At 50.3% G+C, this 12,137-nt stretch carries 11 protein-coding genes; all 11 read right to left on the bottom strand.

Annotation, left to right across the window (positions count from 1 at the left end; genetic code table 11):
* Positions 1 to 3: 3 nt before the first annotated feature.
* The 11 genes from A2273_02360 to A2273_02410 all read right to left on the bottom strand — a co-directional run bounded on the left by A2273_02360 (position 4) and on the right by A2273_02410 (position 11,989).
* Positions 4 to 627 carry a hypothetical protein gene (locus A2273_02360; GenBank protein ID OGF07333.1) on the bottom strand — a complete coding sequence of 208 codons (624 nt, stop codon included), beginning with the start codon at positions 625 to 627 and terminating at the stop codon, positions 4 to 6.
* Between the two features lie 245 nt (positions 628 to 872).
* Positions 873 to 1,508: a hypothetical protein gene (locus tag A2273_02365; protein OGF07334.1), complete on the bottom strand. Its 636-nt coding sequence runs from the start codon at positions 1,506 to 1,508 to the stop codon at positions 873 to 875.
* A gap of 15 nt (positions 1,509 to 1,523) precedes the next feature.
* Complete coding sequence (locus tag A2273_02370) at positions 1,524 to 3,623, bottom strand: hypothetical protein (GenBank protein ID OGF07335.1); 2,100 nt, start codon at positions 3,621 to 3,623, stop codon at positions 1,524 to 1,526.
* Positions 3,624 to 3,653: 30 nt separating this feature from the next.
* On the bottom strand, positions 3,654 to 4,193 hold the full coding sequence (locus tag A2273_02375; protein OGF07336.1) for a peptidylprolyl isomerase: 540 nt from the start codon (positions 4,191 to 4,193) through the stop codon (positions 3,654 to 3,656).
* Between the two features lie 75 nt (positions 4,194 to 4,268).
* Positions 4,269 to 6,017 (bottom strand): hypothetical protein, encoded by a 1,749-nt coding sequence (locus A2273_02380; GenBank protein OGF07337.1) that lies wholly within the window; start codon positions 6,015 to 6,017, stop codon positions 4,269 to 4,271.
* Between the two features lie 772 nt (positions 6,018 to 6,789).
* Positions 6,790 to 7,704, bottom strand: a complete 915-nt coding sequence (locus A2273_02385) for a hypothetical protein (GenBank protein OGF07338.1) — start codon at positions 7,702 to 7,704, stop codon at positions 6,790 to 6,792.
* 433 nt (positions 7,705 to 8,137) lie between these two features.
* Entirely contained in the window at positions 8,138 to 9,007 is an 870-nt protein-coding gene (locus tag A2273_02390) for a hypothetical protein (protein ID OGF07339.1), read from the bottom strand.
* Positions 9,004 to 9,828, bottom strand: a complete 825-nt coding sequence (locus A2273_02395; GenBank protein OGF07340.1) for a ribosomal RNA small subunit methyltransferase A — start codon at positions 9,826 to 9,828, stop codon at positions 9,004 to 9,006. The genes A2273_02390 and A2273_02395 overlap by 4 nt, the downstream gene beginning before the upstream one ends.
* Positions 9,825 to 11,210, bottom strand: a complete 1,386-nt coding sequence (locus tag A2273_02400) for a hypothetical protein (GenBank protein ID OGF07341.1) — start codon at positions 11,208 to 11,210, stop codon at positions 9,825 to 9,827. The genes A2273_02395 and A2273_02400 overlap by 4 nt, the downstream gene beginning before the upstream one ends.
* Before the next feature lie 6 nt (positions 11,211 to 11,216).
* Positions 11,217 to 11,606, bottom strand: a complete 390-nt coding sequence (locus tag A2273_02405) for a hypothetical protein (GenBank protein ID OGF07342.1) — start codon at positions 11,604 to 11,606, stop codon at positions 11,217 to 11,219.
* A gap of 167 nt (positions 11,607 to 11,773) precedes the next feature.
* Complete coding sequence (locus A2273_02410; GenBank protein ID OGF07343.1) at positions 11,774 to 11,989, bottom strand: hypothetical protein; 216 nt, start codon at positions 11,987 to 11,989, stop codon at positions 11,774 to 11,776.
* Between the last annotated feature and the right edge of the window lie 148 nt (positions 11,990 to 12,137).

Raw genomic sequence — 12,137 nt, forward strand, 5'->3', positions numbered from 1 at the left:
CCTTTACTTTTTTGAGTCAAAGGTATGCTGGATAGCCCAGTTTTCCGACAGCAGGGTGTAGTATCCGCGCGGGCTGACGCCGTCGGCGTAGAAATGCATCCGGCAGAACTCGACCCCTCCGGCCGATACCTTGCCGTCGCCCGAACCATCGGCGATCAGGGTGATCTCGCCGGTAATGGCGGCCATGACATATCCGGTTGTTACCGCCACCGGGTAGGTGCCGGAGTAGACGAAGTGGCCGCTGTGGTCGTTGACCCCGACGTTGTCAAAATTCATGTGCCAGTAGTAGCCATAGTTAACCCCGAGCACATAATAGGGGATGTCATACTTCCACAGGCCGTGCACGGTATTCGGCTTGGTCTGCCAGCCGATGGTATAGTAATAGGTGAAGTTGTAGGCGGTGGTGTCAAGCCACTCGTACTTGAATTCAAGGCTGTCGGGGTTGACGACCAGGGTATCGCTCCAAGGGTCCGGCATCAGGTGGACGCCCCACCGGTACTGGGCGCTGAAAGTCTGCCACCACCAGTGGGTCGCAGTATCATAATGCCAGCTAGTGTCGGGCGGGTTCTTAACGCCGTCATTCTGGGCAGAAGTCAGGGAGAAGCCGCCGCCGCTAAGCATGTCCATGTTACCCTGCACTTGTTCAACACCGGCTAAGGTTTGGGTCGCCGCTAAGTCGCCTACCGTGGCTTCCTGTGCAGCAGGAATCGTGGTAGCGGTGGTGGTCGGAGTTTCGGTAGGAGTATCCTTGCTGCAGCCGAAGCTGATCGTCAGGAGCAATACCGCCGACAGGGACAGGAAGATCTTCAGTGCCTTCATTTTTTCTCCTTTATAATGGTTGATCATTCTTTTTATATTCTGTAAATAGGATATCAGATTATTTTGAAGCTGTCAAGCAGCTTTTTAATCTGCTTTTTATTCATTTTTCTGGCCCCGCCCAGCTGTCCGGCCGCCAGCATTATCCTGGCCAGGTGTTCCACCCTCTCCATCCGGTGCAAAGCTTCGGTGATATCCTGGCCAACGGTCAACACCCCGTGATTGGCCAGCAAAATGGCATTATGCTTTTTGATATATGGCGCTATGGATCTGGGCACCTCATCGGTGGAGGGGGTGGCGTATTTTGCCAGGGGAACCGGCCCCACGGTCAATATTACTTCCGGCAGGACCGGATCGGTCAGGGATATTCCGGCCGTGGCGAAACCGGTGGCCGCCGGGGGATGGGCGTGCACCACCGCTTTTATATCGGGACGCATCCGGTAGGCGTACAGGTGCATCTTTATCTCGGAGGAGGGCCTCCCTCTCCCGGCCAGCGTTTTTCCCTCGAGATTGCATATCAAAAGCTGTGATCCTTTGATCTCGCCCTTGGACAGCATCGACGGGGTGATCATTATTCCGCCGCCATCAAGCCTGGCTGAAACATTACCATCGGTGGCCGCCACAAAACCCAGTTGATCCAACCGTTGACAGCATTTTACCATCTGTTGCCGCAAGCTATTCTGATAGGCCATGTCCTTATACTCCCATTAATTTGGTTCTCCGCCCAGCTGAAGCTGGTATAGACTGTGGTACAGGCCTCGTTTCTTCAAAAGCTCCTGATGGCTGCCGCTCTCCCGGATCTCGCCCTTGTGGATCACATAGATCCTATCCACATGCTTTATGGTGGATAGTCGATGGGCGATAACTATGGAGGTGCGTCCCTGCATCAGCTTGGCCAGGGCATCTTGGATCAGTTTCTCGGTGGGGGTGTCTATGTTGGCGGTGGCCTCGTCCAGCACCAGCACCGGGGGATCGAAGGCCAAAGCCCGGGCAAAGGACAGCAGCTGGCGCTCCCCCACCGACAGGGTCACCCCCCGCTCCTTGACCTCCTCTCCGTATTGGCCGGGAAAACGCTCGATAAAGGTGTCGGCATGGACCTGCCGGGAGATATCGACCACTTCTTGATCGCTCAGCGGTTTGTTCAGGCGGATGTTGCCCTTGATGTCTCCGGAGAACAGGAACACATCCTGCATCACCACCCCCAACGAGGAGCGCAGCTTCTGGATATCCATCTTCCGGATATCCACCCCGTCCAGCAGGATCTGCCCGCTTTTGATGTCGTACAGCCTGGCGATCAGGTTGATGATGGTGGTCTTGCCCGAACCGGTGGCGCCCACAAAGGCTATCCTCTCCCCCGGCGATACCTTAAAGGTAACATTCTTCAGCACCGGCTCGCCGGGGACATACTCAAAAATGACATCTTTGAATTCTATCTCCCCTTTGGGCCGGCCGATATCCACCGGTTTTTCAGCCAAGCTGATCCCTGAAGGTTCGTCCAGCAATTGAAACACTCTCTCCGAGGAGGCCATGGCCGACTGCAGAACGGTATAACTTTCGGTCAGCTCCTGGATGGGCCGGAAGAACATCCGCAGATAGGTGGTGAAGGCCACCAGGGTCCCCAAGGACAGGTTGCTGGCCATCACCTTGCCGCCGCCGTAATAGATTATCAGGGCCAGTCCCACCGCCGATATTATCTCCACCATCGGACGGAAGAACGACATCACCAACACTTCCTGCAGGGAGCTCTTTAGATAGTCGTCGTTGATGTTCCCGAAGCGGCGGATGTTCTCTTTTTCCCTCTGGAATATCTGGATCACCCTAATCCCGCTGAGATTCTCCTGCAGGGTGGCGTTGAGCCGGGCCAGCCGCACCCGGATATTGCGATAGATGTCCCGGGCCTTGATCCTGAAGAAGATGGTCCACACCGCGATCAACGGTATCGTCAGGTAGGCCACCAGCGACAGTTTGACGTCCAGCAGGAGCATCATGGCCATCAGGGCCAGCACCAGCAGGACATCCCGGAACAGCTGGGCGAATACCGAGACGAAGGCCTCGTTGATGGCATCCACATCGTTGGTGGCCCGGGTCACCAGGCGGCCCACCGGATTGCGGTCGAAGAACGACATGTCTATGGATTGCAGCTTGGCGAATATCCTCTCCCTGAGGGAGTGCATGAACCTCTGTCCCACCAGCTGGACCAGTATTATCTGCACAAAATTCAGCCCGAAACTTATCACCAACAGCACCAGGAACAACATCCCGAAATCAAGCACCCCCTTGATGTCCCGCTGGCGCAGAACGGCGATCTTGGCAGGGGAAAGGGTTTTCAACTGGTCATATTTTATAAGGTACAGATCGCCGTATTTCTGGAATAAAGCACCGCTGCCCTTGGCTGCCTCAACGGCTCTTTGTGTCTGATCGCTGCCGTCGGACACCAAGTAATAATAGCTGGCCTTTTCAAGCCGGCCCTGCTTCTCCCAGCTCCCCGCCCGATACTGCTGCTCCCGCCCCAGCCTGGCTACATCCACCAAAACCGTGTCTCCGGCCAGGCGAAAGGTGCCCGGTATCTCCTGGGTGGTCACCATCTTTCTGCCCGAAACCTTTATATAGCGGTCGATGGCCTCTTTGGTGATATAAGGCAGGACCAGCTCGAAGGCGGTCACTACAATCAACACCATGATGGCCAGGGCAATGTGCCACCGGTATGGCCGCATCAGCCACAGAAGGCGCTTCACCAATTTGGCGTCGTAGATATTCCCCAGGGCCGATTCCTCGGCAAACTCGTTATGTTGGTTGTGATCGGACATCAGCAGATCGTTTCAAATGGAAATCAACGATTAGAAATTTCCGATCTCGATATCGGTGATGGTCATCGGCTCAACCGGTTTGTCATTGGCCTTGGTCTTGGCCCCGGCGATGGCGTCCAGCACCTCAAAGCCCTGATACATCTGGCCGAAAACGGTATAGCCCTCGGCCGGCCCTCCGTCCGTTGGGTGGTCCAGGAAAGGAACCCCCTTGGCCGGATGGACGATGAAGAACTGTGACCCGATGCTGTTTGGCAGGCTGGTCTTGGCATAGGACAGGGCCCCCCGGATGTGGCTCAGGTCGGGATGATACTGGTCGCCGATGGTGGTGCCGGGCCCTTTGTGGGAGTGGCCGCCGGTGCCGTTCTTGTTGGTAAAATCCCCGCCCTGGACCATAAAATCCTTGATGATGCGGTGAAATGGCACATCCTTATATCTGCCGGCCCGGGCCAGCTCGGTGAAATTCTTGACCCCCTCGGTTATCAATTTGTCAAACAGGCGAAAATGCATCTCTCCCTGGTTGGTTTTGATGACGGCGATCAGGTCGCCTTTCTGGGGCATCTCTTTCTGCATTTATATCTCCTTAAATTTATAGTGATCTGTTTCAAGGTGACCAGCACATTAGTGGTAATTATATGATTATACTTTTTATTTCGTTGCCAGCTCCCGTTCCAACTGCTGTAGCTTGTACATCTCGTAATATTTTCCTTTAAGGGCCAACAACTCCTGGTGATTCCCCTGCTCGGCTATCTGGCCCTGTTCCAGCACTATTACAAAATCGGCATCCTGGATGGCAAAGATGCGATGTGAGATGACGATGGCCGTGCGTTTTGAGAACTCCGCTGATAGCTGATTCAATATCCGTCGTTCGGTATCGGCGTCCACTGCCGACAGGGCGTCGTCCAATATCAATATCGGCCGGTCCATCAGCAGGGCCCGGGCCAGGGCCACCCTTTGTTTCTGCCCTCCGGATAGGGTCACCCCCCGCTCGCCCACCACCGTTTGGTAGCCCCTGGGAAAGGAACTGATCTCCTCGTGAATCGCCGCGATCCGGGCCGCTTTTTCCAACTCGGGGGAATCCTTCATCTCCGGGCGGCCGAAAGAGATGTTCTCCCTGATGGTGTCGGAGAATAAAAAACTGTCCTGGGGAACAAAGGCCACCTGGCCCCGCAATGATTCCATGGAATAATCGGAGATGTTCCGTCCATCCAAAAATATCTTCCCGCTTTGGTGCTGGTACAATCTCAGAATTAAATTAACTATGGTGGATTTTCCCGAACCAATGGCGCCGGTTATGCCTATCAATTGTTGCGGCTCTATTTTCAGGGATATCTCCTTCAGGGCCGGCCGGGACTTCCCGTTATGAAAAAAGCTGACGTTCTTAAATTCCAGCCGGCCCTGGGCTCTTTCAAGCCTTTGACATCCCGGCTGGTCGGCGATCTCGGTCCTGGTGGCAAAGATCCGGTTGAGCCTCCCCTGCGAGGCGGCCCCGCGTTGGAACACGTTGATGGCCTGTCCGATGGCGATCATCGGCCAGATAAGTATTCCCAGATAGGCCGAGAAGGCCACGAACTCGCCCAGAGAAACACTGCCGAATATCACCAGGTTCCCCCCGGCCAGGAATGTTATTCCCTGGGAGAGCGAGGCGATGAACATTATGATCGGAAAAAAAGCGCCCCATACTTTGACCAGCTTCATGTTCTTGGCATAATAATCCCGGCTGGATTCCCGAAACTGCTGTTTCTCCGGCTCCTCCTGCACGAAGAACTTTACCACCCGGATGCCGGAGATATTTTCCCGCACCCTTTCGGTAAGCTCCGAGAAGGAGGCCTGTACCTGCTCAAAACGTTTCCTGATCATCTGCCCGAAAAAGGCCACCACCAGGCTTAAGAAAGGAAGTGGGATCAGGGCGTACAGCGACAGCCGGGGGGAGATATGGAACATCATATAGAGGGAGGCTATGCCCAGCACCACGATGTCGGTCAGTATCACCATTCCGAAGCCCAGGGCCATCCGAACGGCGTTGATATCATTGGTGGCGTGGGCCATCAGGTCGCCGGTCTTGTGTTCGTCAAAGAATGAAAAATCCAGGAACGCCAGGTGTGAAAAAAAATCCTGGCGCAGTTCCCGCTCTATGCGGCGGGCCGAACCGATGATGAAGTATCTCCAGAAGAAGCGCCCCGCACCCATCCCCAGGGCAATGGCAATTACCCACCAGCCATATGTCATTATCAATGACAGCGTGGCGGTGCCGCCGGCCAGGGCATCGATGGTCAGCTTCAGCACCTGTGGAATGAATAACTGCAGGATGTCAACCAAGATCAGGGCCAGCAGACCGGCCATGATCTTCCACTTGTGGCGGCCGACGTATTTTTTGAGTTTTATCAGTTCTTTCATTTACAACGACCTGAAGATAAAGGCATGAATTGACATTATAAGTTATATCAAATTGCAAAGTCAAGCGGACATCCGCCCGGGACCGGAGGCAGTAACGAAAACAACAAAGCGCCCCGGCATAACCGGGGCGCTTGAGCACACCTGATTTTTCAATCAGTTATTTTTTCTTCTTCTTGACGACCTTCTTGGTGGCTTTCTTGACGGCTTTCTTCTTTACTGGCATGTTGATTCTCCCTTTAATGTTATTTATGGTTTTGAAGCACTCATGCTAGTCACGCAATTATTTTTTCTTCTTAGCAACCTTCTTTACCGCCTTCTTGACTACCTTCTTAGCAGCTTTCTTTGCACAAGCCATTATTTTCACCTCCTTTTTTTTAGGAGCCGGTTTTTGATCGGCACCCAAAATAATAAAACCTTTTTTATAATCTTGTGTTATTTGTTTATAAATATACAACATATTGTATTTTTGTCAAGAATATTTTTTGCAAAAATTTATTTATTTTTGATTAGATTTTAATGAATTCTTACTAAGCTTGAAAAATCCTTTAAAATCAATGCTTTACAAGCTCTATGATTGTTTATAGCTGATTATAGATAAAATAATATCCACAACACAATATATTGTGTTGTGGATATTAAAATCCTGTTTTTATAAGATTTTTTTTTAAATAGTTGCCAAACCCTTTAATACCAATATGTTCAATGTCTTTAGATTTTAAAATAAGTTCGCAAGTATTGTAAATACTGCATCTTACGGGTTTGGGGAAATTTATCATTCAAACTTCTTTGGGGATGAGCGAAACAATTTTATTATGTTTTGCACAACTATTGTTCCCCCGGCACAAAAATTTACCATCCGACACCACAGGTCCTGCAGCCAAAAAAACCGTCCTTCCTGGAATATTTTATTCCGATAATTCCACATCATATCGGTGATATAAATCGCACTGCGACGCAGGGCCATAAAATTTATCTGGTTGTTTTTCATTTGGGGAGAAAGACTGCAGGCCGCCTCATAGCCGTATTCGCCAGCAGCCTCCATCACCCGTTGATCATAACGGCCGAAGGGATAGGACAACGTCCCGATTTTTTGCCCCAGATATTTTTCCAAAATATTTTTTGCCCCAGCCAGTTCTTCCCTCAGCTCTTCATCGTCAAGTCGGCGAAGGTCCTGATGGGTGCGGGTGTGGGACCCGAATTCGATGCCGGCTTCCGACATCTCAATGATCTGCTTCCATCCCAGATGCCTGAATTTACGGCCTCCCCAGTTGACATCCCAGTCGTTCTCCCTTCCCACATAATCAGTGACCACAAAAATGGTGGCTAAAAATCCATGCTTTTGCAGAATGGGCCAGGCATAATTATACAATCCCTCATAGGCATCATCGAAGGTAAGGCAGATATGTTTTTTATTTCTGCCCTCGCCGCTCTTCATCAACTCCACCGCCCGGGAAAGCGTTACCGGAGTTATGCCCTTGGCCTTGAGATAGTCCATATGTTTTTGGAATTGCTCTGGTGTGGTCCAGGTCCCGCCCAGTTCGAATTTTTTATCAACCTTATGATAGGTCAGAATGGGAATATAATTCCCGGCCGGCCGGCCGAACCTTGCCCGCCAGACAATATATCCCAGAAAAAGCAAGCTGCATGATATAATCACCACAAGGATTATAAATATAACTATATACATAATGTATATTAATGATTTTTAGATTAAAATTCAAATGCTAAAAAGACAGTCAAAGAAATTTTATTTCTAAACACTTGTCCTGCTTGATGTTGGGTATGCAAAATAAAACTTGACAAAACGCTTAAAATGTTGTATATTTTAAGTCTAAATTAAAAGCAACATATACTCTTACTTGCTTTCATTATTGAGAATCGGAGGTGATTTAATACGAAGGTAACCGTTGAAAGCAATGATTCATTCGATAAAGCTTTAAGAACCTTTAAGCGCAAGTGTATCAAGGAAGGTTTACTGGCCGATATTCGCAAAGGCGAGTATTTTATGAAACCCAGCGTTCGCAAGAGACTGAAGTCAGCCAAGGCCAGAACCAGAAAAGCCAAGATCGGAATTTAAACATCATTGAAATCGTAGGCTCCCTGACAACAGGGAGCCTTTTTCATAGGTAGATTATCATCCATACCGCCAGAACATATGCCACCACGCTGGATAACAGCCAGCGGTCGTTCAAAAGCACCATCTCCGGCTGCTCCCCCTGATCTTTCCGGTAGATAAGATAAAGATATCTGAATATACCATACAGCACAATGGGTATGCTGTATTTCAAATTACTGCTACCGAATTTTTCCACCGTCTCCGGCCACATGGTGTAAAGGCTGTAGCTGACGGCCACCGCCGCAGTGACCACCGCGATCATCTGATCCAGCAGTTTATCGCTGTAATCGGAAAGAGCTTGGCGGTAAGCGGCAGCGCCATTTTCCAGGGTTTTCATCTCCTGCCTTCTTTTGGCCAGGGCCAGGAACAGCGACAATAGTATCACGCAGATCAGCAGCCAGTCGGAGATAGGCACGTCGACTGCCTCGGCCCCGGCCGCCGCCCGGAGGACGAATCCCGCCGCGATCACAAATACATCAATTATCACCAAGCGTTTGAGCCACAGGCTGTAGCCCAGCATCAACAGCAGGTAGGAGAGCGCCACAGCCCCGAACGGCAGATTTATCAGGAACGAGAGAGCGCTGCCGGCAAAACCCAGTATCACCGCTGCTGCCAAGGCGGCTGGCCGGGGCAGGGCGCCGCTGGCAATGGGCCTCTGCTTTTTTACCGGATGCAATTGATCGAAACTGTAGTCCAGTAGATCATTGATAATATAGACCGCGCCGGAAATGGCGCAGAACAATATAAAGGCAATGATGGTCTTTGCCAGCAGCAGCGGATGGCCTAAGTTCTGGGAAAATATCAGGCCGGCGAATATTATCAGATTTTTCGTCCACTGTCTGGGCCGCATTGAAATGAAAAGGCTCTTTATCATCGCTGGTCCGCCTTAAAAATGTTATATAGCTTGACGAATTCACTCAGGTTCATCGTCTCAGCTCTCCGGGTAAGATCGACCTCGTCCGATATTCGATTGCCGATCACCTCCCATTTATTATGCTGTTTAAGCACCGAGCGCAGCATCTTTCTCCTCTGGGAAAAACATAATCTCACAAAATTGAAAAAGTCAGCTTCCCCCTCCAGTGTCACCGGCGGATTTTTATGCGGTGTTAATTTTATCACCGATGATGTTATCTTGGGCTTGGGGAAAAAGGAGCCGGGCAATACGTTGAATAATTTTTCTACCTTCAGATGATATTGAACGAATACCGATAGCGAGCCGTAATCCTTGCTGCCGGGTTTGGCTGATAGGCGCTCGGCCATCTCCTTTTGAACCATCACTATTATGCTGGCAATATGCTGGCGGCAGTCTATCAGTTTTTCCAGGATGGGAACCGTTATATTATAAGGCAGGTTGGCCACTACCCTGAATGGCCTATCGGATTCTTTTATCATTTCATCAAGATCATATTGTAGGATATCATGATTGACGATCTTGATTTTTTCGTTTTGTCCGAACATTGTTGTCAGGGTTTCTACCAGCCGGGGATCTATCTCCACCGCCCAAACTTTGCGGCACCGGTCGGTCATTAGTGCTGTCAACACGCCCTTGCCTGGCCCGATCTCCAGCACCGTCTCGTTTGATCCCAGCTCGGCGGCATTTACGATTCTTTCGGCCACCGCCGGCGAGATCAGAAAATTTTGGCCGTATTTTTTCTGGGGAGATAAGCTTTTGTTAAATGATACGCTTCCCACTATCCCACCACATCGTAATGTCTGACGCGGATAGTGACCCCCAGCTTCTGGGCTGTCTGTTCAGCCAGTTCAAGATCCACCCCTGGCATATCCATCACCGTCACCGTGGTTTTTATTCCCACCATCCGGCAACCCCTGGCAAAATCAAGCAACGCCACAAAGGCTTTATCGGAGAACCGGCTGGGGCATATCCTGTCGTAGGTCTCCTGGTCCCCGGCATTAAGGCTGATGGAGACCTCATCTATCAATCCTTTTAATTCAGGAATTATATCACGTCCGGCGATCAGGTTGCCATGCCCGTTGGTGTTTATCCGCACCTGGGCATTTTTGCTTTTAAGCCAGCCGGCCACTTGTTTAACCAGATCCAGCCGTAACATCGGCTCGCCGTAGCCGCAGAAGACCACCTCCCGGTATTTTGACGGGTCACCGATGGCAGCTATCACCTCCTGAAAAGTTGGCTCCCTTTCCAGCCTTAGGTTATGCCCCTTGATGAAATCTGTCTTCTGCCGGATGCAAAACACACAGGCATTGGTGCAGCGGTTTGTGATATTCAGATAAAGCGAGTTCCTTATTTGATAAGCGATCTTGGCCGGGTCTATTCTTCCGATATTGAAGAACTTCTTGGCATTAAGAGTGGTAACGCGGCAGATATCATCATAAGTGAGTGGGGCCAGTAATTCCGTTATCTTTTGGGCGATGATGGGCAAATAAGCCGGTTCGTTACGCTGGCCGCGATGCGGGGCAGGAGCCAAATATGGGCAATCGGTCTCCAGCATCAGGTTCTCCAGCTCAACCGTTTTAAGCACTTCGGGAAGGTGTTTGGAATTCTTGAAGGTGACCGGACCTCCAACCGATAGAAGATATTCCCTTTGCTTGGCCTCTATAGCCATCTCGGCATCTCCGGCAAAGCAATGGAGAACAACCTTGAGATCAGAGTGTCCCTTCAGGATATCCATCGTCTCTTGATGAGCGTCGCGATCATGAACTACCACCGGCAAGTTCAGGGTCTCCGCCCAAACCAGCTGTTTATTGAAAGCTTCTATCTGGATTTCTTTGGGGGATAGGTTCCGGTGGAAATCCAGCCCCATCTCTCCGATGGCCACAACCTTGGGATTCTTGGCCAAAGACTCCAACTCTTTGAATGTTTTTTCATCCAACGTTTTGGCGTCATGGGGATGGATGCCCACCGCAGCATAGCAGCAATCATATTTCTCGGCCAGCTCCACCGAAGCGATACTGGTCTTCAGGTCGTAGCCGATGTTTATGATGTATTCAACGTCTGCATCCTGCGCTCTATTGATCACCTGATCCCGGTCGTTCTTGAAGTCGCTTTTGGTCAGGTGGGCGTGGGTGTCGATGATTTTTATTTTATCAGGCCCGTTCATCAAATCTCATTTTAATATTTCAATTGTCGCATCCCGGACATGCTTGAACCGGTCTGCTCCAAGGTGCACCCCGCCATACCAGCGGGTGACGACGACACAGAGGTTCTCGGCCTTCTTATTCCGCATGATCTCCAGCATCATCACCCCGGCCCCGGACTCCTTGGAGGGAGAGTTATATCCGTCGTTCTTATATTCCATGATCCCGCCATCGCCGTTCTTGATCCGGTAAGCAACGATATTATGATCAGCCTGCCGGAATCTTTTGTCTTTCATCAGAAGCTTGCTCTTTTGCTTGAAATCATCCTCCGAAACGACCGGAAAAGAGGTGACTGCGTATTTTGATCTTCGGTCCACTATAAAAGGATTTATCTGATTTAAACCTTGTATGTGCTTCATCTTCGAATGATGGAATTAATATATTGTAAAGATATCATTATACCACCAATGGTGTCAATAATTAATAATTATTTTGATCGGTCAACGGTCTGGCTGGAGGCCGGATATACAGATTATGAAAAGCTTACGAAGATGCCTTGAGATTATCGGCCGGCGCCGATTACCGGTTAAGCGATAGGATCTATGCCTTCGGGGAGTATCATTTCAACGGTTTCGGAGAACACCTTCCCTCTGCTTACGTGGAAAATCATACCAAGCCTGCCTACCGGGACAATATTGTCCATCTTATGGCTAAAAACTATCTTACGGTCGGCTTGAATTACCAGCTGACTCCCTTGTTGAACTCCGGCACCCAACCGATCCTGAATATTGACGATACCCATTGTTTTAAACCAGCAGTTCGATTATAACCTTACCCAGAACAGTTACTTGTCTTGCGGATTTTACAAGGGTTGGGGGAAAGCGCCCGAAACCATTCCCGGCAGTGCCGGGATAATTAGATCCGAATTTGGCACCTATTCGGACCTTTAT

The organism is Candidatus Edwardsbacteria bacterium RifOxyA12_full_54_48 (assembly GCA_001777915.1).
Lineage (GTDB): Bacteria > Edwardsbacteria > AC1 > AC1 > EtOH8 > UBA2226.

What these genes read in the sequence shown, in the direction of transcription:
- A2273_02360 (OGF07333.1), bottom strand. Translation starts at nt 627, where the DNA reads ATGGACATGCTTAGCGGCGGCGGCTTCTCCCTGACTTCTGCCCAGAAT.
- A2273_02365 (OGF07334.1), bottom strand. Translation starts at nt 1,508, where the DNA reads ATGGCCTATCAGAATAGCTTGCGGCAACAGATGGTAAAATGCTGTCAA.
- A2273_02370 (OGF07335.1), bottom strand. Translation starts at nt 3,623, where the DNA reads ATGTCCGATCACAACCAACATAACGAGTTTGCCGAGGAATCGGCCCTG.
- A2273_02375 (OGF07336.1), bottom strand. Translation starts at nt 4,193, where the DNA reads ATGCAGAAAGAGATGCCCCAGAAAGGCGACCTGATCGCCGTCATCAAA.
- A2273_02380 (OGF07337.1), bottom strand. Translation starts at nt 6,017, where the DNA reads ATGAAAGAACTGATAAAACTCAAAAAATACGTCGGCCGCCACAAGTGG.
- A2273_02385 (OGF07338.1), bottom strand. Translation starts at nt 7,704, where the DNA reads ATGTATATAGTTATATTTATAATCCTTGTGGTGATTATATCATGCAGC.
- A2273_02390 (OGF07339.1), bottom strand. Translation starts at nt 9,007, where the DNA reads ATGATAAAGAGCCTTTTCATTTCAATGCGGCCCAGACAGTGGACGAAA.
- A2273_02400 (OGF07341.1), bottom strand. Translation starts at nt 11,210, where the DNA reads ATGAACGGGCCTGATAAAATAAAAATCATCGACACCCACGCCCACCTG.
- A2273_02405 (OGF07342.1), bottom strand. Translation starts at nt 11,606, where the DNA reads ATGAAGCACATACAAGGTTTAAATCAGATAAATCCTTTTATAGTGGAC.
- A2273_02410 (OGF07343.1), bottom strand. Translation starts at nt 11,989, where the DNA reads ATGGGTATCGTCAATATTCAGGATCGGTTGGGTGCCGGAGTTCAACAA.